The organism is Aeromonas sp. QDB03 (assembly GCF_027707985.1).
In the GTDB taxonomy this organism is placed as follows: Bacteria; Pseudomonadota; Gammaproteobacteria; order Enterobacterales; family Aeromonadaceae; genus Aeromonas; species Aeromonas hydrophila.
Window position 1 is genome coordinate 251,874 of the sequence record NZ_JAPCJG010000005.1, and the last position, 21,635, is coordinate 273,508.

Genomic DNA, 21,635 nt, shown 5'->3' on the forward strand with positions numbered 1-21,635 from the left:
CACTTTTTTTGACAAGCAGAGCGGCGGGCCGCCCCTTTCCTAGCTTGCGATTTCCAGCCCCTCGCGGGACATTCCCTTGAACTCCGGCATGAGGGAGATCAGCTTGCGGCTGTACTCATGCTCGGCATTGGTAAAGAGTTTCTCGGTCTCCGCCACTTCCACCAGATGACCGTGCTGCATCACCCCGATGCGATCGCACATCTGGCGGATCACCGGCAGATCGTGACTGATGAACAGCATGGTGAGGCCAAGCTCCTGCTGCAGATCCTTGAGCAGGTTGAGGATCTGGGCCTGCACCGACACATCCAGCGCCGAGGTGGGCTCGTCGCAGATGAGGAAGCGTGGCCGGGTCGCCAGAGCGCGGGCAATGGAGATGCGCTGACGCTGGCCGCCGGAGAATTCGTGGGGATACTTCACCCCGGCACCACGGCCAAGGCCGACGTGATCCAGCAGATCCCCCACGATCCCCTCGATCTGGCTCTCGCTGCCGGCCAGCTTATGAAAGCGGATCGGCTCTGCGATGATGTCGCGTACCTTCATGCGCGGGTTCATCGAGGAGTAGGGGTTCTGGAACACCATCTGCATCTGGCGACGCAGCGGGCGCCGCTCATGCTCACCCTTGAGCGCGGTCAGATCGATCCCCTCGAAGAAGATCTTGCCGGTATCGGGCGGATAGAGGCCGGTGATGGCACGGGCGATGGTCGACTTGCCGGAGCCAGACTCCCCCACCAGGCCGAAGGTTTCACCCTCGAAGATCTCGAAGCTGATGTTGTTGCAAGCCCGCACGTACTGGCGGCGGCTCGGGAACAGGGAATCCTTGGTGACGAACTTCAGATCCACGTTTTCCACCCGCAGCAGCGCCCCTTCATAGGCACGCTCGTCCTGACTCTGGCCAAGCCAATGGGTCTTGAGATCGATGCTGGTATCCGCCGCACCGGCGTCCTCGATATAGGAGACCAGCGGGAAGCGCACCAGCTTCACATCCGAGCGGGGCACCGCCGAGATGAGGCTGCGGGTATAGGGGTGGTTGGGGCGACCCAGCACCTGTTCGGTGGTACCGAACTCCACCAGATCGCCGCGATACATGACCGCCACCTTGTCGGTGACGTTGGACACCACGCCCATGTCGTGAGTCACCAGCATGCAGCCCACCTGCCGCTCTTTGCAGAGGTTGCGGATGAGCTGGAGGATCTGATCCTGAATGGAGACGTCCAGCGCCGTGGTCGGCTCGTCGGCGATGATGAGCTCGGGGTCGCCGGAGAGGGCGATGGCAATCACCACCCGCTGGCGCATGCCACCGGAGAACTGGTGAGGATACTGCTTGATACGCAGCTCAGGCTGCGGGATCCCCACCGCCGCCATCAGGGAAAGCGCCTTGGCAAAGGCCGCCTCACGGGTGAGGTCGGTATTGGCCAGAATGGTTTCAACCAGCTGCCGTTCGACGGTGAACAGCGGGTTGAGGGAGGTCATGGGGTCCTGGAAGATGAAGCCGATGCGCGACCCTCGAATGGCCCGCATCTCGTTCTGGCTCTTGCCGGAGATGAGTTCGCCATTGAGATAGATGTCGCCACGGGCGATACGGCCAGGGGGGCTCAGCAGGTCGATGACGGCGTTGCCTATGGTGGACTTGCCGGCACCGGACTCGCCTACCACACCGACTATCTCCCCCTTTTCCACGGAAAAAGAGAGATCCTTCACTGCGGCCAGCACCCCGTAGCGGGAGGGGTACTCGATCCGCAAGTTTTTCACTTCGAGCAAGGACATGTTTACCTCTGCGGGGGACATCCGTCCCAAATAATTCGTCCGTAAATCGGCCGCAGATGCCGGTCGTGCCTTGGGGTGATCTTGAGTGCTTGATATGACTGCAAAACGCTCAATCCATGAGACAACGAAACCAGCGATCCGGGCGGGTTTTTTGCATTTTTTTGGAATAACCCGCGAGTAACTTAGACGGTTTGGCGGCGAGTGTAAATGATCGGGTTATACAATTTCGCAATACTTTGCTCAGTTAGCAGCCAAGTCAGCAGTCATAAATCATGACTCCTATCACATATACAGACTATATGACCGATAAAATGCCTGACTAGTGCTTTTACTTTCAACAATGGCGTAACAGGCGGGAATATTCACTATTGACACAATAGTCTTAAGCTTCGAATGAGTAGTGAATATTTATGTGAAATGATTTTTTAACGGCAGCATATGCCGATGAATGAAAACTAAACAGAGATATATAGGGGGATGCCAGCATGGCACTCCCCCTTGCTGTCACCCTCAACCCAGCCAGTATGCCAGTGATTGCATACAAAACAGGGCGAACAGGCCGGCGATGAGATCGTCCAGCATGATGCCAAGGCCGCCATGAATGCGGCGGTCAAACCAGGAGATGGGCCAGGGCTTGAGTATGTCGAACAACCGGAACAGCACGAAGCCGGCCAGCACCCACTCCCAGCCGGCCGGGGCCGCTATCATGGTGACACCAAAACCGATCACCTCGTCCCAGACGATGGCGCCGTGATCCGGCATGCCGATGGCATCGGTGGCGCTCTGGCAGATGCGGATGCCCGCCACGAAGCCCACTATCAGCAGCGCGATGAACCAGGGCGTTGACAGACCGCTCACCAGCAGATAAAGGGGGATGGCGGCGAGCGTCCCCATGGTGCCCGGCGCCTTGGGCGAGAGGCCGGAGCCAAAGCCCACCGCCAGAAAGTGCAGCGGATGCTTCAGGTTCAGCCGCTTCAGCTCAGGCTTTATCATCAACAGGCTCATGCGAAGTGGTCCCACCCTTTCAGTTCCAGCGCCACCGTTTGTTCGCCCCGCAGATAGTCGATGCCCGGTTCGCCGGCAACGATGCGGCCGATGCGGGTAAACTTGACGCCGCAGTTGGCCAGCGCCGTGTCCAGCGCGCCGCGATGCTCCTCCGGCACGGTGAAACAGAGCTCGTAGTCATCGCCACCGGCCAGTGCCAGCTGCCAGGCATCCTGTTCGCTCACCGCATCCTGCAGCACCGGCGAGAGCGGCAGCAGATCGAGATCGATCTGGGCCCGCACGCCGGAGGCCTTGAGGATATGGCCGAGATCCGAGGCCAACCCGTCGGAGAGATCCAGCGCACTGCCGGCCAGCCCGCGCAGGGCCTGTCCGGCCAGAATGCGGGGATGAGGATGGTCGAGGCGCGGCAGCACGGCCGCCAGCTGGTTCTCGTTGAGGGTTCGCTTGGCCAGCAGATGGGAGAGCGCCAGGGCGGCATCGCCCAGGGTGCCGGTCACATAGACTCCGTCCCCGGCCTTGGCACCGCTGCGCAGCAGGGCACGGCCAGCCGGTACCGACCCCTTCACCGACACCGTGATGGAGAGCGGGCCGCGGGTCATGTCGCCGCCCACCAGCGCCACGTTGTAGTATTCGGCAAGCTCCAGGAACCCTTCCGCAAAGCCGGCCACCCAGGCCTCGTTGATGGTGGGCAGGGTCAGCGCCAGCGAGACCCAGCGCGGCTCGGCGCCCATGGCAGCCAGATCGGAGAGATTGACCGCCAGCGCCTTGTAGCCGAGATCCACCGGATCCATGTCGGGAAAGAAGTGGACGCCGCTCACCAGGGTATCCGTGCTCACCGCCAGCTGGGTGTCGGGGGGCAGGGTCAGCAGGGCACAATCATCTCCAGGGCCCATCACCACGTCCTTGCGGGCGTGGGGGACCTTGAAGTACTTATCAATCAGCTCGAATTCACCCATACAGTAAAAAGCCAGCAATAAGCTGGCTCCTCTCTTAGATGCTGTTGACGGACAGCAGGATCAACGCTTGTTCAGCGACTTGATCACCTTGTCCAGTACACCGTTGACAAACTTGTGGCTGTCATCGGCAGCAAAGGATTTGGCCAGCTCGATCGCTTCGTTGATGGCCACGCGCGGCGGCACATCATCACGACGGGTCAGCTCATAGGTCGCCAGACGCAGGATCGCCTTGTCCACCATGTCCACTTCTTCCAGCGGACGGGAGAGGAAAGGTGCGAAGACCTTGTCCAGCTCGTTGCAGTGGAGGGCTACTCCGAACAGCAGATCGCGGAAGTAGTTCAGGTCCACACCCTTGGTGTCCTGATCGATCTTGAACTGCTCTTCGATGTCGCCCACGTTGGCCTTGGTCATCTGCCACTGGTAGATGGCCTGGGTGGCACAATGGCGGGCCTTGCGGCGCTCGGACGGTTTCAATGCATTTCTCCTCGTTACACGTCCAGCTGTTTCAGGACGTTGATCATTTCGAGCGCGCTCAATGCTGCCTCTGCACCCTTGTTACCCGCCTTGGTACCGGCACGCTCGATGGCTTGTTCAATGTTTTCAGTGGTCAGTACGCCGAAGGCAACCGGAATTTCATATTCCATCATTACCTGGGCCATGCCCTTGCTGTTCTCGTTTGCCACCAGATCGAAGTGATAAGTGCCGCCACGAATGACGGTGCCCAGCGCCACGATAGCGTCATATTGACCACTCTTGGCCAGCTTCTTGATGGCCAGGGGGATTTCGACTGCGCCCGGCACTCGCACCAGGGTCAGGTTGCTGTCCTGGACTTGACCTTGACGCTTCAGTACGTCTACCGCACCGTCCACCAGGCTTTCGTTGATGAAGCTGTTGAAACGGGCAACGACAATAGCAACGCGCGCCTCAGGAGCGGCGATATTTCCTTCGATAACCTTCATGGGAAATCCTGTCTCTGTGCAATCAAAAGGGGCCGGAGTCAAAAGTGCGCACATTCTAGCACAAAGGGGAATCGGACAAAAACATGCATCACAATTCTGGCAACGAGAGCGCAATTGACTTTTTGCTTAACTGATCCGACCTGATAATAATACGTCACCCTACTACGGGTTAAAATAATAACACCAAGGAGTTCAGTATGTTGGATTTCAAACGCAGCGGCATCGCACTCGCCTGCCTGCTGCCGCTGGCTGCTCAGGCCGATGCTGGCAGCCCGCGCATCATCGGCGGCAGCGCCGTGACAGCCCCCAGCTGGATGGTGGCCGTCGGCGAAGTCGTCAACGGCAATTGGAGCAATTTCTGCGGCGGCACCCTCATCGACAAGCAGTGGGTACTCACCGCAGCGCACTGCGTCGCCGAGGCCCAGTCCGGCCCCATGGAAGTCGCCATCGGGGTGAGTGATCTCAGCCGTCCTCACCTTCGCAGCAAGGTAGACCAGGTGCTGATGCACCCGGAGTATTACGTCAACCTGCTGATCAATCTGGGTTATCGCGACACCCCGAACGCCTCGGATGTGGCCCTGCTGCACCTTGCCACGCCCGTTACCCAGGCACCGATCGCCATCGCCGACCCCATCATCAAGGATACCTGGCAGCAGAACACGACCATGCTGCATGCCCTGGGGTACGGTGGCATCGACCCCAGCGCGACCAAAGCCAGCCCGCAGTTGCTGGCGGTGGATCTCGCCTATCGGGGAGACCGGGACTTCTGGTACGGTGACCCGACCACGACCCATATCTTCGCCGGCAAGCTGGCCGGTCAGGACACCTGCAAAGGCGACAGCGGTGGTCCGCTCACTTATGGTGGACAACTGGTCGGCGTGACCAGCTACGGGGCCTTCCCCTGCGCCACCGGCAGCGCCGGTGGCTATGTCTACGCCCCCGCCTTCAGTGACTGGATCGCCGAGCAGCAGCAAGGCGTCACCCTGACCACGGTCCGCGGCCTGATCCTGCCTTCAGGCACCAGTGGCTGGGCCGACTACCTGCTGGCCAACCGCAGCAACCAGGCGGTCACCCTGAGCGGCATCTACAGCGATGCCCCCGCCATGAGCAACGGCTGCACCGCCCGTCTGGAAGCGGGTCAAACCTGCACCCTGCGGCTTCGCGCCGATGGCAACAATACAGTCGGTACCCTGCGCGTGCAGGGCGTTGAACTCACCGCCACCAATGAACAGGGGGCGAGCCAGCGTCTTGAAGGGGCCTTGATCAGTCTCACCAGCGAGCCCACCAAGACTCCGGATACCACCACGACGACCACTTCAAGCAGTGGCGGTGGTGGCGCCACCGGATTCGCAGCCCTGTTGCTGCTGCCGCTGGCCTGGTTGCGCCGGCGCCGCTGAGGCAAAACAACAAGGGATGACCGAGGTCATCCCTTGTTTCATCTCCGTTTCATCGCATCAGGCTTATTCGCCGACGTACTCCACCACTTCCAGACCAAAACCGCCGAGGGCATGGTACTTCTTCGGTGAGCTCAACAGGCGCATCTTGCCGACACCCAGCGCCTTGAGGATCTGGGAACCGACGCCGACCCGGCGCGAGGTACCCTGCCACTTGGCCCCTTCCGGTGCCAGCCCCTTGTCCGCCGCCTCGAACCCCTTGACCCGGGCCAGCAGCTCGGCGCCGTGGGCTTCCGCCCCCAGGATCACCAGCACCCCGCCTTCATCGGCGATGCGGGCCATGGATTTGGGCAGCGGCCAGCTGCGGGCGCTGTGGCGATCGGTCAACAGCAGATCGCTCAGCACGTCGTGCAGATGGACCCGCACCAGGGTTGGCTGCTCGGCCTGAACCTCACCCTTTTTCAGGGCGAAGTGCACCTGGTTGTCGATGGTGTCGCGGAAGGTGATGAGGTCGAACTCGCCAAACTCGGTGGGCAGCTTGCACTCGGCCACCTTCTCCACCGTGGTCTCGTGCTGGTTGCGGTATTCGATGAGGTCGGCGATGGTGCCGAGCTTGATGCCGTGCTGCTCCGCGAACAGCTCCAGATCAGGGCGGCGCGCCATGGTGCCATCTTCGTTGAGGATCTCGACGATGACGGACGCCGGCTCATAACCCGCCAGCCGGGCCAGATCGCAACCGGCCTCGGTGTGGCCGGCACGGGTCAGCACGCCACCGTCCTGCGCCATCAGCGGGAAGATATGGCCGGGCTGCACCAGATCGGCGGCCTTGGCATTGGGCGCCACCGCCGCCTGCACGGTGACGGCGCGGTCGGCGACGGAGATGCCGGTGGTTACCCCTTCGGCCGCTTCGATGGTCACGGTAAAGGCGGTGGAGAACTGGGCATTGTTGCGATCGACCATCAGCGGCAGCGCCAGCTGCTTGCAGCGATCCCGGGTCAGGGTCAGACAGATGAGCCCCCGGCCGTAGCGGGCCATGAAGTTGATATCTTCCGGGCGGACACAGGAGGCGGCCATGATGAGGTCCCCTTCGTTCTCCCTGTCTTCGTCATCCATCAGGATCACCATCTTGCCAGCCTTGATATCGGCAATGATTTCCTGGGTCGTGCTTAGCGCCATGGGCTACTCCATCAACATGCTGCGGGGATTGAGCCAGTCGGCTCGACTTGATACTGCCTATTGTGCTCTAGATGGGGCACAGGAGGCCCCATTTCAATCGGCGCGGGATCACAGAAAAGCGTTTTTCCCGCCGAGGGTCCATCACAGGAAGCCGGACTGGGCCAGCTTTTCCAGGGTCAGGGTGGAGGCGCTGCTCTCCTCGCGCTTGCCCGTCATCAAGCGCTCCAGATAGCGGGCAATCTGATCCGCCTCGAGATTGACCCTGTAGCCAGGTTTCCACTGGGCGATGGTGGTCTCCTGGGCGGTGTGGGGCACTATGGTCAGCCGGAACAGATCCCCCTGCACCGCGTTGACGGTGAGGCTGATGCCGTCCACCGCGATCGAGCCCTTCTCGGCGATGTAGCGGGAGAGCTCGCCCGGTGCCTTGATCCAGTACTCGATGGCGCGGCCGCTGGCGGACTTGCTCTTCACCTCGCCGATGCCGTCCACATGACCGGAGACCAGGTGGCCGCCGAGGCGGGAAGTGGGCATCAACGCCTTCTCGAGGTTGACCCGATCGCCCACCCTGGCGGTGGCGAAACCGGTGCGGGAGAGGGTTTCCAGCGACACGTCGGCGGTATAGCTCTTGTCGCCGAGCGCGATCACGGTGAGGCAGACGCCGTTGGTGGCGATGGAGTCGCCCAGCTTGACGTCGCCAAAGTCCAGGGTCGGTGCGTGCACGGTGAGGGCCATGTCCTCACCCTGGCGGCGCAGCTCGGCCAGGGTTCCCACTGCTTCGATAATTCCGGTAAACATGCAGATCACCTTGCTGATGACGGGGGCGGCACCGCCCCCTTTAACATTGATAAGTCAGGCCAGTCTGGCCGTAATGCGGATATCCGGCCCCACCATGCGCACATCCTTGATGTTGAGCTTGGGCGCCTGGAACAGCCGGGTCAGCCCCGGCAGGTGGAACAGGCCGCGCCCCTCATCCCCCATCAGTTTGGGCGCCTGATAGAGTACCAGCTCATCCACCAGCCCCTTGTCCAGCAGGGCGCCGCACAGCCGCGGTCCCGCCTCCACCAGCACCGAGTTGACGTTCTGCTTGGCCAGCAGCATGAACAGGCTGACCAGATCCAGCTTGCCGTCCAGCAGTGGCACTTCCAGCTGCTGCACCCAGGCGGGCCACTCACCGGATGCCTTGTGGCGAGCCAGCAGTACCGGGCCCTCGCTCTGGAACAGCGGCAGATCCGGGGTGAGCCGGTTTTGCGAATCGACGATGACCCGCAGCGGCTGGCGCAGGGTCTCTTTGGGATAGGCGGCTTTGACCGAGGCCGGCAGCTCGTCCCAGCGCACGGTGAGGGAGGCGTTATCCGCCAGCACGGTTTCGGCGCTGGAGAGCACCGCATCGTGGCGAGCCCGCAGCCGCTGCACGTCGCGACGCGCCTCCGGGGAGGTGATCCACTGGCTCTCGCCGCTCGCCATGGCGGTGCGGCCATCCAGGCTGGCGCCGAGCTTGACCGTCACCTGCGGAAACGCGGTACGCATCCGCTTGAAAAAGTCCGGGTTTAGCGCCTCGGCCTCGGCGGCCAGCAGGCCGAAATCGGTCTTGATGCCGGCCTCGGAGAGCATCCGCAGGCCGCGTCCACCCACCTGAGGGTTGGGATCCACCATGGCGGCGACCACACGGGTCACCCCGGCCTTGATCAGCGCCTCGGCGCAGGGCGGGGTGCGGCCGTGATGGGAGCAGGGTTCCAGGGTCACGTAGGCGGTGGCGCCACGGGCGTTGTCACCGGCGGCATGCAGGGCGTAGACCTCGGCATGGGGCTCGCCGGCCCGCTGGTGCCAGCCCTCTCCCACCACCACGCCGGCCTTCACCAGCACGGCGCCGACGCAAGGGTTGGGGGCCGTGGTATAACGGCCGCGGCGGGCCAGTTCGAGGGCCCGGCTCATCCATTGGTAATCGTCTTGACTAAACATCTGGGCTCCTCTGACAGCACATCCAGGCTGACGCAATATCGTAGGTTCGATTAGCGCAGCGTAATCGAACGCGGCAACCTAGTTTGGAAGAAAGACTTACTTCTCCAGCTTGGCGATCTCTTCGCCGAACTCGCGAATATCTTCAAAGCTGCGATAGACGGAGGCAAAGCGGATATAGGCCACCTTGTCCAGGCTCTTGAGCTCGTCCATCACCAGGTTGCCCACCAGCTGGGAGGCGACTTCGCGCTCGCCGGTGGCGCGCAGGCGGGACTTGATGTGGTTGACCGCCTTTTCGATGGCCTCCATGCTCACCGGCCGCTTCTCCAGCGCCCGCAAGATGCCGGCCCGCAGCTTGTCTTCGTTGAACGGCTCGCGTGAGCCGTTGGACTTGATGACGCGGGGCATCACCAGCTCGGCCATCTCGAAGGTAGTGAAGCGCTCGTGGCAGAGCAGACATTCGCGACGGCGGCGCACCTGATGGCCTTCGGCCACCAGACGGGAATCGATCACCTTGGTATCTACCGCACTACAGAAAGGGCAATGCATCGGACCTCCGGCGTTGACGGAAAAGGGCGCCGGCCCCGGGGGCTGGCTCTAGGCCGGCCAGTGTAGCACGGCCATCCGGAACCGGTAAAAGCCCGTGGAAACAAGGGATGTGACAGATGCCATCAGCAACCACGGAGTGCATCAATGGCGACATCAGACAACCAGAGCACAGTATTGGCGTCGCTCTCGATCAACTCGACAATGGCTTCTCTCGGACCTGTCCGCCATGCTTCCGTGGCATAGAATGCCGCCTGTGAACGGTTCAATTCCTCAAGGTCATCGTAAGCCCGCATCAAAAAATAAACGTCCGGATCATGTAGGGAGGGTCCGTGATTCACCACATCCATCCCCCACTCACGATGTAGAGGCAAACTCTGTTCTGCCACCAAGCTATGAAAAATCGCTCCACTCCCGGCTTTGAGCCGATAGTTCCGAATCTCTAGCACTCTCTTCACTGAGCTATCTCCTGCAATCCATCTCTTGAAAAATAGTGTTTCCGATGTTCACCCTGACTATCCAATCAACCGAGCTCAGTCGTCATAAGGCAGGGTATCGGGGTCGCAGCCCTGATAATCGGGTTCGGGATCCACAGCAAAGCGGCGGGCCTCGATATTGCTGTGGCCCAGCAGCAACGCCTTGCCTACCCGGTGCATGCCATCCATCACCCGGCCGGCGCTGTCCAGCAGGATGGGATAGGCGAGATCGGCCGCCATCATCAACTGGCAGTGCTCCACCACGCTGCGCACCGTGGGGCGGGCGGCGTCATGGCCGTACCAGTGCACCTGATCGAGCTCGGCAATCTCGCCGAGCGCCACCGCCTGCACCGGCAGATCACGGCTCAGTCGCACCAGCCGGCGCACGTCCCAGGGCCAGCAGCCCCTGTTCGCTGGCGCGAAAGTGGTACTGGGCGCGGATCGCCTGCCTGAGCGCAGCCTCCAGCGCCTCGTCTTGCTGTTCACTGGCCATGGTCAGATTGCCTTGCCCGCTATGCTCTTCGTCGTTCAGCGTCATCAGGCCCTCCTGTGTTGCCAAACGCCACAAAAAACAATGCCACCCGTGGGTGGCATTGGTCTCAAACCGGGTGAGGGCCGTTATCAGGCATACACCGGAAAACGACGGCAGATGTCCAGCACCTGTTCACGTACGGTGGCCAGCACGGCATCGTTGTCGTGGCTGTCCAGCACGTCGCAGATCCAGTTGGCCAACTGGATGGACTCGGCTTCCTTGAAGCCGCGGCGGGTGATGGCCGGGGTGCCGATCCGCACGCCGGAGGTCACGAACGGGGAACGCGGGTCGTTCGGTACGGAGTTCTTGTTGACGGTGATGTTGGCCTTGCCGAGGGCTGCGTCGGCATCTTTGCCGGTCAGCTCGCGACCGATCAGGTCAACCAGCATCAGATGGTTGTCGGTACCGCCGGAGACGATCTTGTAGCCGCGCTCGATAAAGGTCGCCGCCATGGCCTTGGCGTTCTTCACGACCTGGGCCTGGTAGGTCTTGAACTCGGGCTCCAGCGCTTCCTTGAAGGCCACAGCCTTGCCGGCGATGACGTGCATCAGCGGGCCGCCCTGACCACCCGGGAAGACGGCGGAGTTCAGCTTCTTGTACAGATCTTCGTCGTCGGCGGCGGAGAGGATCAGACCACCGCGCGGACCGGCCAGGGTCTTGTGAGTGGTGGAGGTGACCACGTGAGCATGGGGCACCGGGTTCGGGTAGACGCCGGCGGCAATCAGACCGGCCACGTGGGCCATGTCCACGAACAGGTAAGCACCGATCTTGTCGGCGATTTCGCGCATGCGGGCCCAGTCGACGATGCCGGAGTAGGCGGAGAAGCCACCGATCATCATCTTCGGCTTGTGCTCAACGGCCAGGCGCTCCATCTCGTCGTAGTCGATCTTGCCGGACTCGTCGATGCCGTAGGGGATGATGTTGTACAGCTTGCCGGAGAAGTTGACGGGGGAGCCGTGGGTCAGGTGACCGCCGTGGGCCAGGTTCATGCCCAGCACGGTGTCGCCCGGCTGCAGCAGGGCCATGTAGACGGCGCTGTTGGCCTGGGAGCCGGAGTGCGGCTGCACGTTGGCGTAGGTGGCACCGAACAGCTCTTTGGCGCGCTCGATAGCCAGGGTTTCAACCACATCCACATACTCGCAACCACCGTAGTAACGCTTGGAGGGGTAACCCTCGGCGTACTTGTTGGTCAGCTGGGAGCCCTGGGCTTCCATGACACGGGGGCTGGTGTAGTTCTCGGACGCAATCAGCTCGATATGCTCTTCCTGACGACGGGTCTCGTCTGTGATGGCCTGCCACAGCTCTGGATCATAGCCGGCAATGGTCATGTCACGTTTCAACATCCGTTTATCTCCTGAAAATCGTTTGCGCGATAGGTGAAGTGGGCAGGCGCATTGTAACGTGAGCTGGATCAAAGAGACAGTCCAACCACCCAAAAATTTGTTTAAAAAATGTAAAATGTGTCGCGAAATTCACAATGACCATGCTCCCCAATCGGCGTGAGAGTCATCACCCGACACCCACACCAGCCGTGCGATCCCCTGTTACCGCCCGGGCAACATGACCGGGCCCAGACTGGCCGAACAGCCAAAACCAGAGCCAGATCATGGATATAGCATTTACTAACAGATAACATCTTTAGCTGGCACAGCGGTTGCCCGGCATGCGCAGCAACGACGCGACCGGCAACAGAAGGGCCCTCTCATCGCATCCGGTCAACTGCTGCTCACGTCACCCCCTTGCCTCTTTGCACCGCAGACCTCACGGGAGTAAGCCATGCTGGATAACCTGATGCTGTTTCTGATTATTTCGGTATTCGCGCTGTTCTATTGGATCTACTATACCGGCACTCGCAAGAGTCCCTTTGTCACGCAGTGGGATCAACTGCCCACCCGCGAGCAGTATCTGGCAGCGCACCCGGAAGCCATCGATGGCGACATCATCTTCTGCATTCATTGCGGCCACCATCAGCAACTGGATGTGGGCCTGGTGCACCAGACCGATTTCCGGCGCCAGCATATCTGCACCCGCTGCAAGAAGACGCTCTATCGCGAGGAGCTCTGACCCATCAGCCAAGGATCCGCAAGATGACATCATTGACCGCCAGCTGCCTGTGCGGCGCCGTCGCCCTGAGCCTGCCCGACCGCTTCGACTATCTGGGCAACTGCCACTGTTCCGAGTGCCGCAAATTTTCCGGCGCCGATTACGCCCCGGTGGGCGGCCTGGATGGTGCGCTCGTCACCATCACTCGAGGAGAGGAGGCCATCAGCCGCTTCCAGAAATCCCCCGAGACCACCCTCGCCTTCTGCCGCCACTGTGGCTCCAGCCTGTTCAGCGAGAAGCGCAGCAGCGGCAAGTTGAACCTGCGCCTCGGCATTCTCGACACGGCGCCGAGCCAGCGACCCGGCTTTCACATTTTCGTCGGCTCCAAGGCCCCCTGGCACGAGATAACCGATGAGCTGCCGCAGTTCGAGACTCGCCCCACCGCCTGACACCGTCGCCGACATGCCCTGAAAATGCCGCCTCTGGCGGCGTTTTTCCCGACTTGTTCGGCGGATTGTCACCTATGGGTTAACTTTTCTGCCAAAGCCGTTAGAATCGGGCTCAGTCTGCTTCCCGCTTGCCATCCACGGAGGAAAAATGCAGGAATTTCTGGCCACTAGCGAACGTCGGGCCGAACTTTACTGGTGGTTTGCCACCCTGTTTACCGCCCAGCTCAGCGACGAACAGATCGCCGAATACGACAGCTATGATGTGCGAAGCTTCCTGAAGAGCCTCTCCACGCTCGATCCCATGCGCCCGGCCGTGGCCGAGCTCAATGACGCCATCGCCCGCCTGCTGGTGCGCCCCGAGCGGGCCAACGCGCTGGCCAGCGACTTCCATGAGCTGTTCCTGGCCAACGACGCCGTCTCTCCCCATGAATCCGCCCACCAGGACGCCGCTGCGCTCGAGCGCATGCAGGCGCGACTGAGCCGGCTCAATATCGATGTCAGCGCCAAATACCAACAACCGGTCGATCATCTGGGGGTCGAACTGGATCTGATGGGCAATCTCATCATCCGCGCCGCCGAAGCCGCCAGCGCCGATCTGCGCGAACAGTGGCTCGGCGAGCAGGAGGCCTTGCTGCACGGCCATCTGCTGGCCTGGTTCCCGCATTTCGAGCGCGCCTGCCGCGCCGCCGATCCGTTTGGCTTCTACGGCGCCAGCGCCCGCCTGCTGGGGGTCTTTCTCACCATGGATGCCAACTACCTCAGCCTGGTCAAACCGGCGCCAGCCGCCGACTGAGTTCGACATGAAGACGGCCCTGCTGCTGATCGCTTGCTGGCTGCTGGCCCTGATCCCGCTGGATCAGGGCCTTACCCCCCTCGTGACCCTGCTGTTCAACCCGGACCGCGTCCTCTATGGCACCGCCCAGCTCACCGGTTTCGCCGGCATCCTGCTGACTCTCTACCTCGCCAATCTCGGGGTGGAGGTGGTACTGCGCCGCCGCTTCCAGATAGCGGGCATGCTGGCCCTGCTGGCCGCCTGGGTCGACTTCATCAACAGCAGCGGCAGCGAGGCCCACTGGCTGCTGCTGCTCGCCCTGGCGCTGCCGTTTCACGGGCTCGGCCTGCTGGTGCTGGTGCGCGGCATCCAGGCCTTCGGCCGCCAGAAAGGCTGATAAACCGCCAAAACTATTACAAATCATGACAGCCCGATCCGCCCATCCGCCCTTGTCACAAGGGCAGACCCTCAATTGCTGGTAACATTCGCTTACATTCAGCTACCGTTCAGTTTCGCCGCAACCGTTATAGTGCCGCTCCTTTTCCAACCAATGCAGGAGCATCAGCATGCCTCCACAGGATGCACGCATCACGGGTCTCGACCTGTTGCGAGGGCTCGTCATCTTCATGGCCGTCTTCGAGCACTACACCGGCTACCTCAACTACTGGTACATCGACTTCTTCAATCGGGAACACGCCCTGTGGGACAGTTTCTATCTGTCGCACAAGGCGATGGCCGGCCAGCTGCTGCCCATGGATCACACCACGGCCCAGGTCTCGGCCTGGCTCATTCCCTGGGTCAGCCAGATCTACCTGGCGCTGGCCGCCTTCAACCTCAGTCGCCGCGATCAGGCCAGCTTCAGACCGCAACTGGGCGGCAAGCTGGTGCTGTTCGCCAGCATCATTCTGGTGCTCTATGTGGAAGGGCTGGTGATCGCCCCCAACTTCGGCGAGGCCATCTCGTTCTATCCGGTGATGCTGTGGATGTGCCTGCTGGCGCTCTTCTCGCTGGTCTACGCCTGGTTCGGCATTCGCGGCATGCTGCTGCTGACCCTGCTCAGCCTGCTGCTGGATCAGCTCGGCGTGCAGGATCTGCTCGGTCACATCGACGGCTGGATGAAGCTGCACGTGCACCCCGACTACGAGCTGGATGCCCGCCTCGACCTCTTCATGGCCAGCGGCTGCTTCGGCTTCCTCTACGGCTGGTGCTGGCATCAGCGATCCCAATGGCGGGACCGCCTCAACGCCCTGGTGCTGACGCTCTCGCTGCTGGCGCTGGCCGTCTATCTCATGTTCGGCGAGACCAGCACGGTCGAGCTCAGCGACATCTACGCCAACGAACACGAACTGGCGATGGACATGGTCGGCCGCGCCGGCATCTGGGGCATGGAGTTTCTGGTGATCGGGGCCGTGCTCTGGCTGCATCAGCGCAACATCCGGTTGTGCTGGCGCCCGCTCAACTGGATAGGCATGTACTCGCTGACCGTCTTCATCTTCCACAAGAGCATCTTCGTGCACCTGTGGGGCCCGCTCTTGCTGTGGTGGACCGCCCGTCAGGGCACCATACTGCCCAACAACTTCGGCCTCATCATGGCGCTCAGCGCCACCAGCGTGCTGCTCATCTACGCCTTCCAGCGCTCCGGCATCATCTGCCACCTGATGGGCATGCATCAGGACCGGGACTGGGCGCGGCTCTATGGCAAATAAGTGCTGGCTGCCGCTGCTGTTCCTGACCCTGCCCCTGTCGGCCAAAGAGCCGGACAACCAGTGGCAGCTGGGCGGTCAGTGGCAGCTCGGCAGCAATCAGGCGGGGGTCCGCGCCGATGCCAGCATGCAGTTCTGGCTCGCCTATGAGCGGGAAACCCAGGTCGGCCTGCTTTTCGCCGATGGCCAGAGCGCCGGGCTGGCCTTGCCGCTCTACAAAAAGAGCTTCTTCGCCGTCGGCGTCGCCCCCATGCAGGTGGTCGATCGCAACCGCTTCAGCGCCTTCTGGCGCCTCGGCTGGCAACTGGACGACGATCACCAGCTCACCTTGGGCCAGCTCTATGACGTCAGCGGCCGTTATGGCCAGCTCTGGTACATGGAGCACAGCCTGCCGCTGCCGGCCGAGATCTCCCTCAACCTCTGGCTGACCCGGGGCAGTCAGGCCCACATGGCCGCCTATGGGGCAGACGAGGGCCTGCGGGACTGGGGAGTCACGCTGGAACGCAGCTGGCGCTGGCAGCAGTGGCGCCTTGGCACCGAGTTCGGCGCCAAGCAGTGGCTCATCAAGGAGCACGACTGGCAACCGATGATCAACCTGACCCTGAGCTATCACTTCAGCTGGTAACACCGTAAAAAGGGGGCGAATGACGCCCCCTCTCTTCCCTCCAGAATGCTTCATGCCATACTGACAGCAGCTTAAATGACAAATAAGTCAATTCAGGAGCGCGCGATGGGCGAAGAAACTTTCAATGCCATGCCGGATCCACCGCTGGCGGGGCAATTGAACATGAACGAGCTGCAGCAGCTGTTCGAACTGGCCACGTTTGGCATAGGTGTGTTTGACCGCCACTTTCGCTGCCGCAGCGTCAATCAGACCCTGGCCGATCTCAACGGCCTCTCCCGAGAAGAGCACTACGGCAGATATCTGCGCGAAATCGTCCCCACGCTGGCTCCGGTGCTGGAGCCCCTGTTCCAACAGATCATCAGCAGCGGAGTCCCCCGGGTCGAGCTGAACCTGAGCGGCCATACCGCGGCCCACCAAGGTCGGCAGCGCCACTGGCAGGCGATTTACAGCCCCATGCTGGACGAACAGGGGGTGCCCGACCGCATCCTCACCATAGTGCGGGACGTCACCGAGCAGGTCGAAGCGCAGCAGCGGCTGCAACTGGCCATGAGTGCCGGCCAGATCGGGGTGTGGGAGTGGCATGTGACGGAGGACAGGCTGCAGTTTGACGGCCAGGTCGAACGCCTGCTCGGTACCACGGCCAGCCAGTTTCAGGGGGGGATGGAGCAGTTCATCAAGCGCTTCGATCCGCTCTCTGGCGAGCAGTTCAGGGCCGCGGTCAACGGCACGGCCCCCATTCACCTCACCCTCGGCTATCTCGGGCCGGATCAGTTGCGGGGCTGGGTCGACATTCACGCCGATCATGTGGCGGCCACCGACCATCAGGGGCGACGCATCACCGGGGTGATCCACGATGCCACCAGTCGCTGCAACCAGGAGGACAAGCTGCGCCAGGCCAACGTGGTGTTCGAGACCGCCGCCGAAGGCATCATCATCATGGATGGCCAGCGCCAGATCATCTCGGTCAACCCGGCCTTTTCCAGCATGACTCAATATGAAGAGGCGGAGATCGTGGGCAAGTCGCCGGAGGCCATCATGCATCCACGTCGCCACACCGACATCGATTATCCCTGGCATACCCTGCTGCCCGGCAGTCACGCCTGGCATGGCGAGATGATGTGTCTGCGCAAGGATGGCGGTTACTTCACCTCCTGGCAGCATGTCAGCGCCGTGCACGACAGTCGCCACAACACCACCAACTACGTCATCGCCTTCTCCGACATCAGTGCCATTCGCAAGGCCGAAGCACAGCTCAATCACCTCGCCTATCACGATCCGCTGACCGAGCTCGGCAACCGCAACCTGCTGCAGGAGCGGCTGGAGCTGGAACTCAAGACTGCCCAGCTCAACCACCAGCAACTGGCCCTGCTGTTCATCGATCTGGACGGCTTCAAGCTGATCAATGACACCCTGGGCCATCGCGCCGGTGATGAGCTGCTCAAGCTGCTGGCCGAGCGGATCCGCCGCGTCCTGCGCCACAACGACGTGGCCGCCCGACTCGGTGGCGATGAATTCCTGGTGCTGATCCCCTTCTTTGAACGGCCACAGGAGCTGGAGCGGCTCGCCGAGCAACTGCTGACCAGCCTGCGCGAGCCGGTCGAACTCGACCACGAGCGGGTGGCCGTCTCCGCCAGCATCGGCATCGCCCTCTATCCGGAACACGCCACCAGCCCGGATACCCTTGTCAGCGCCGCCGACAGCGCCATGTACGAGGCCAAGAACCGGGGCCGCAACGGCTATCTGTTCTATACCCCGGACATGACAGAGCAGACCCGGGAGCGAATGAGCATGGAGCAGGGACTGTTCAAGGCCATCGAGCAGCATCAGCTCTGCGTCCTCTATCAGCCCATGACGGAGCTCGCCAGCAATCGCATGAGCGGGCTGGAGGCCCTGCTGCGCTGGCAGCACCCCAGCGAGGGGATGATAGGGCCCACCCGCTTCATCCCGGTGGCCGAGGAGTGCGGGCTTATCGAGCAGATCGGCGAGTGGGTCATGCGCACCGCCTGCCAGCAGGGACAGGCGTGGCTGGCCGCCGGACTGGCGGTACCCAGGCTGTCGATCAATGTGTCGGTGCGGGAGATGCGCTCGGCAGGTTACGTGGAGCGGGTCGCCGCCATCCTGGCCGAGACCGGCTTCCCGCCAGAGAAGCTGGAGATAGAAGTCACCGAGAGCATCATCCAGCGGGTCGATCAGAGCCTGCAGCTGTTCAGACGCCTGAAGGCGCTGGGGGTACAGATCGCCATCGACGACTTCGGCACCGGCTTCTCCTCCCTGAGTCTGCTCAAGAGCCTGCCCATCGATCGCATCAAGATTGACCGCACCTTCGTGCAGGCACTGCCCGATGACAAGCACAGCCGGGAGCTGTGCCGCACCATCATCAACCTGGCCGACAGCCTGGGCATGGTGGTTACCGCCGAAGGGATCGAGACCCAGGCCCAACGTCAGTTTCTGCAATCACTGCACTGCCAGGAGGGGCAAGGCTATCTGTTCAGCCACCCGCTGGCCGAGCCCCATCTGGCCGAGCAGCTGGGCTCGCGCAAGGGCGCCTGGTGCTAGCGGAGTGCCTGGATCCGCGCCGCGCCAGCGGCGCAGGTGACGCTCATCAGTTGAAGGTCAGCCTGGCATCCCACCCTTCGTCCTGCTGCCGGCGTGACTCTTCCAGCAACGCGTCCTGCGGATAGGAGGATTTTTTCTCTTCGAGGGTGACGGACACCGACGGCTTGCGCGCCAGCCAGGCCTCGCTCAACTGACCGCTGATGTGGTCCCGCAGGGATGGCGAAACGGGCTGTGCCGGTGTCAACGCAAGGTCGTTGGCATGGGGGGCGGCCAATGCGGCCTCATCGGTGGCCTGCGGGGCCTCGAACTGCCAGAGGGAGGAGCACAATAGCAGGGTCAACATGGGACTATCTCCGTCGATAAAACGACGTTTTACCCAATCAGCGATGAATTGTCATCGACTCGACTGTAAGCGGATGTTGCCATCTATCCAAAAGTCTAATTGCCCTCCCTCGCCAAAGGTATAAGTTGTTACCTAATCATTACAAGAATGTATTCAAAGGAGTGACACATGAGCGAGAGCAAGGTCTACCCGGTCAAAGCCCACATCAGCAACGGCGCCCTGCTGGACAAGGCAGGCTATGAAGCCATGTACCGGGCCTCGGTGCAGGATCCGGATGCCTTCTGGGGCGAGCAGGGCAAGATCCTCGACTGGATGAAGCCCTACACCAGGGTCAAGAACACCTCCTATGATCCGGGCCACGTCTCCATCAAATGGTATGAAGACGGCCTGCTCAACGTCTCTGCCAACTGTCTGGACCGCCATCTGGCCCAGCGCGGCGACAAGGTCGCCATCATCTGGGAAGGGGACAACCCGGCCGAAGATCGCAAGCTCACCTACCGCGAGCTGCACACCGAGGTGTGCAAGTTTGCCAACGTCTTGAAGGCGCAGGGAGTGCATCGCGGCGACGTGGTCTGCCTCTACATGCCCATGGTGCCGGAAGCCGCCATCGCCATGCTGGCCTGTACCCGCATCGGCGCGGTGCACAGCATCGTCTTCGGCGGTTTCTCGCCGGAAGCCCTGGCCGGTCGCATCATCGACTCCGGCTCTTCCATCGTCATCACCGCCGATGAAGGGCTGCGCGGCGGCCGTCCGGTGCCGCTCAAGAAGAATGTGGATGAAGCGCTCACCAACCCGGAGACCAAGGTCAACAAGGTGATCGTGCTCAAACGCACCGGTGGCAACATCGCCTGGCACAACCACAGGGACATCTGGTGGCACGACGCCGTCGCCACCGTCAGCGCCGACTGCCCGCCCGAGGCAATGGGGGCCGAAGATCCGCTCTTCATCCTCTACACCTCCGGCTCCACCGGCAAACCCAAGGGGGTGCTGCACACCACCGGCGGCTATCTGGTCTATGCCACCCTCACCTTCAAGTACATCTTCGACTACCACGAAGAGGACATCTACTGGTGTACCGCCGACGTGGGTTGGGTCACCGGCCACTCCTATCTGGTCTACGGGCCGCTTGCCAACGGCGCCACCACCATCATGTTCGAAGGGGTGCCCAACTACCCGGCCACCAACCGCATGAGCCAGGTGGTGGACAAGCATCAGGTCAGCATTCTCTACACCGCCCCTACCGCCATCCGCGCGCTGATGGCCAAGGGCAACGAGGCGGTCGCCGGTACCTCCCGTTCGAGCCTGCGCATCATGGGTTCGGTGGGCGAGCCCATCAACCCGGAAGCCTGGGAGTGGTACTACCGCACCATCGGTGAGGAGCGCTGCCCCATCGTCGATACCTGGTGGCAGACCGAGACCGGCGGCATCCTCATCAGCCCGCTGCCCGGCGTCACCGATCTCAAGCCAGGCTCGGCTACCCGCCCCTTCTTCGGCGTGCAGCCGGCACTGGTGGACAACATGGGCGAGCCGCTGGAGGGGGCCACCGAGGGCAACCTGGTGATCACCGACTCCTGGCCGGGCCAGATGCGCACCGTGTTCGGCGATCACGAGCGCTTCGAGCAGACCTACTTCTCCACCTTCCCCGGTCGCTACTTCACCGGCGACGGTGCCCGTCGCGACGAGGATGGTTACTACTGGATCACCGGACGGGTGGATGATGTACTGAACGTCTCCGGTCACCGCATGGGCACCGCCGAGATCGAATCAGCACTGGTTTCCCATCCCAAGATCGCCGAAGCGGCGGTGGTGGGCGTGCCGCACGAGATCAAGGGTCAGGGCATCTACGCCTATGTCACCCTGATCGCCGGTGAGGAGCCGAGCCGGGAGCTGCACAAAGAGGTGAAGGAGTGGGTTCGCAAGGAGATCGGCGCCATCGCCACCCCGGACGTGATCCACTGGGCCGAGGGGCTGCCCAAGACCCGCTCCGGCAAGATCATGCGGCGAATTCTGCGCAAGATCGCCACCGGCGAGACCGACAGCCTGGGGGATATCTCCACCCTGGCGGATCCGGGCGTGGTGGACAAGCTGATCCGCGAGAAGTCGGAAGCAGCCTGATCCTGACTGCGTTCCTGCCTCCAAAGCCGGCCTCGAGCCGGCTTTGTCGTCTTTGCTACTGAGCGTTTCAACAACGCACCAATTAGCGCAAAAAATAGACAGATGTAGAGATTAGACCAGTAAAATGCTGCTAATTTTCACGAAATCAATATAATTGCGAAATCTGTGTGCCAGTGCACACCGATTTGCGCAGAAAATGACTAGATTTCTGATAGTCCACAAGATGACTGACAGATAGCAGCATTATCATCGAGGATGTACTCAA

21 protein-coding genes and 1 pseudogene are annotated in these 21,635 nt (G+C 61.8%); 9 read left to right on the plus strand and 13 right to left on the minus strand.

What is annotated here, in order from left to right:
* Positions 1-39: 39 nt before the first annotated feature.
* The 5 genes from PG900_RS14635 to ribH all read right to left on the minus strand — a co-directional run bounded on the left by PG900_RS14635 (position 40) and on the right by ribH (position 4,684).
* Positions 40-1,764, minus strand: a complete 1,725-nt coding sequence (locus tag PG900_RS14635) for a dipeptide ABC transporter ATP-binding protein (RefSeq protein WP_011707092.1) — start codon at positions 1,762-1,764, stop codon at positions 40-42.
* Between the two features lie 510 nt (positions 1,765-2,274).
* Positions 2,275-2,769, minus strand: coding sequence for a phosphatidylglycerophosphatase A family protein (locus PG900_RS14640; protein WP_045789154.1), 495 nt, complete (start codon positions 2,767-2,769; stop codon positions 2,275-2,277).
* Positions 2,766-3,725 carry a thiamine-phosphate kinase gene (gene thiL, locus PG900_RS14645; protein ID WP_029299287.1) on the minus strand — a complete coding sequence of 320 codons (960 nt, stop codon included), beginning with the start codon at positions 3,723-3,725 and terminating at the stop codon, positions 2,766-2,768. The genes PG900_RS14640 and thiL overlap by 4 nt, the downstream gene beginning before the upstream one ends.
* A gap of 60 nt (positions 3,726-3,785) precedes the next feature.
* On the minus strand, positions 3,786-4,199 hold the full coding sequence (gene nusB / locus PG900_RS14650; protein ID WP_011707095.1) for a transcription antitermination factor NusB: 414 nt from the start codon (positions 4,197-4,199) through the stop codon (positions 3,786-3,788).
* Positions 4,200-4,213: 14 nt separating this feature from the next.
* On the minus strand, positions 4,214-4,684 hold the full coding sequence (ribH, locus tag PG900_RS14655; RefSeq protein WP_016351731.1) for a 6,7-dimethyl-8-ribityllumazine synthase: 471 nt from the start codon (positions 4,682-4,684) through the stop codon (positions 4,214-4,216).
* 197 nt (positions 4,685-4,881) lie between these two features.
* Here ribH and PG900_RS14660 point away from each other — a divergent pair, with 197 nt between their 5' ends.
* Entirely contained in the window at positions 4,882-6,081 is a 1,200-nt protein-coding gene (locus PG900_RS14660; protein WP_270831707.1) for a S1 family peptidase, read from the plus strand.
* Positions 6,082-6,144: 63 nt separating this feature from the next.
* On the opposite strand, the gene ribBA is transcribed toward PG900_RS14660, so the two are convergent.
* From ribBA to glyA, 7 genes and pseudogenes are all read right to left on the minus strand, one after another.
* Positions 6,145-7,254 (minus strand): bifunctional 3,4-dihydroxy-2-butanone-4-phosphate synthase/GTP cyclohydrolase II, encoded by a 1,110-nt coding sequence (gene ribBA / locus PG900_RS14665; RefSeq protein WP_226032227.1) that lies wholly within the window; start codon positions 7,252-7,254, stop codon positions 6,145-6,147.
* Between the two features lie 141 nt (positions 7,255-7,395).
* Positions 7,396-8,049 (minus strand): riboflavin synthase, encoded by a 654-nt coding sequence (locus PG900_RS14670; RefSeq protein ID WP_226032228.1) that lies wholly within the window; start codon positions 8,047-8,049, stop codon positions 7,396-7,398.
* 54 nt (positions 8,050-8,103) lie between these two features.
* Positions 8,104-9,213, minus strand: coding sequence for a bifunctional diaminohydroxyphosphoribosylaminopyrimidine deaminase/5-amino-6-(5-phosphoribosylamino)uracil reductase RibD (gene ribD / locus PG900_RS14675; RefSeq protein WP_270831709.1), 1,110 nt, complete (start codon positions 9,211-9,213; stop codon positions 8,104-8,106).
* A 96-nt stretch (positions 9,214-9,309) separates the two neighbouring features.
* A complete protein-coding gene (gene nrdR / locus PG900_RS14680; protein ID WP_010675395.1) occupies positions 9,310-9,759 on the minus strand; it encodes a transcriptional regulator NrdR in 450 nt (149 codons plus the stop codon).
* A 122-nt stretch (positions 9,760-9,881) separates the two neighbouring features.
* Positions 9,882-10,214 (minus strand): NIPSNAP family protein, encoded by a 333-nt coding sequence (locus PG900_RS14685; protein ID WP_029304291.1) that lies wholly within the window; start codon positions 10,212-10,214, stop codon positions 9,882-9,884.
* Between the two features lie 75 nt (positions 10,215-10,289).
* A pseudogene (locus PG900_RS14690) lies at positions 10,290-10,725 on the minus strand (hypothetical protein).
* A gap of 128 nt (positions 10,726-10,853) precedes the next feature.
* Positions 10,854-12,107: a serine hydroxymethyltransferase gene (gene glyA, locus PG900_RS14695; protein WP_270831711.1), complete on the minus strand. Its 1,254-nt coding sequence runs from the start codon at positions 12,105-12,107 to the stop codon at positions 10,854-10,856.
* Between the two features lie 433 nt (positions 12,108-12,540).
* Here glyA and PG900_RS14700 point away from each other — a divergent pair, with 433 nt between their 5' ends.
* The 7 genes from PG900_RS14700 to PG900_RS14730 all read left to right on the plus strand — a co-directional run bounded on the left by PG900_RS14700 (position 12,541) and on the right by PG900_RS14730 (position 18,912).
* Entirely contained in the window at positions 12,541-12,828 is a 288-nt protein-coding gene (locus PG900_RS14700; RefSeq protein WP_017409302.1) for a hypothetical protein, read from the plus strand.
* A gap of 23 nt (positions 12,829-12,851) precedes the next feature.
* A complete protein-coding gene (locus tag PG900_RS14705) occupies positions 12,852-13,256 on the plus strand; it encodes a GFA family protein (RefSeq protein ID WP_024944278.1) in 405 nt (134 codons plus the stop codon).
* Positions 13,257-13,404: 148 nt separating this feature from the next.
* Positions 13,405-14,049: a molecular chaperone TorD gene (gene torD, locus PG900_RS14710; protein WP_016351741.1), complete on the plus strand. Its 645-nt coding sequence runs from the start codon at positions 13,405-13,407 to the stop codon at positions 14,047-14,049.
* Positions 14,050-14,056: 7 nt separating this feature from the next.
* Positions 14,057-14,425 carry a hypothetical protein gene (locus tag PG900_RS14715; protein WP_016351742.1) on the plus strand — a complete coding sequence of 123 codons (369 nt, stop codon included), beginning with the start codon at positions 14,057-14,059 and terminating at the stop codon, positions 14,423-14,425.
* Between the two features lie 169 nt (positions 14,426-14,594).
* Positions 14,595-15,734, plus strand: a complete 1,140-nt coding sequence (locus PG900_RS14720; RefSeq protein ID WP_270831712.1) for a hypothetical protein — start codon at positions 14,595-14,597, stop codon at positions 15,732-15,734.
* Positions 15,724-16,356 (plus strand): hypothetical protein, encoded by a 633-nt coding sequence (locus tag PG900_RS14725; RefSeq protein ID WP_162516581.1) that lies wholly within the window; start codon positions 15,724-15,726, stop codon positions 16,354-16,356. The genes PG900_RS14720 and PG900_RS14725 overlap by 11 nt, the downstream gene beginning before the upstream one ends.
* Before the next feature lie 105 nt (positions 16,357-16,461).
* On the plus strand, positions 16,462-18,912 hold the full coding sequence (locus PG900_RS14730; protein ID WP_270831714.1) for a sensor domain-containing protein: 2,451 nt from the start codon (positions 16,462-16,464) through the stop codon (positions 18,910-18,912).
* A 46-nt stretch (positions 18,913-18,958) separates the two neighbouring features.
* On the opposite strand, the gene PG900_RS14735 is transcribed toward PG900_RS14730, so the two are convergent.
* Complete coding sequence (locus PG900_RS14735) at positions 18,959-19,255, minus strand: hypothetical protein (protein WP_270831715.1); 297 nt, start codon at positions 19,253-19,255, stop codon at positions 18,959-18,961.
* A 168-nt stretch (positions 19,256-19,423) separates the two neighbouring features.
* On the opposite strand from PG900_RS14735, the gene acs reads away from it, so the two are divergent.
* Positions 19,424-21,370 carry an acetate--CoA ligase gene (acs, locus tag PG900_RS14740; protein ID WP_041216250.1) on the plus strand — a complete coding sequence of 649 codons (1,947 nt, stop codon included), beginning with the start codon at positions 19,424-19,426 and terminating at the stop codon, positions 21,368-21,370.
* Positions 21,371-21,635: the final 265 nt, after the last annotated feature.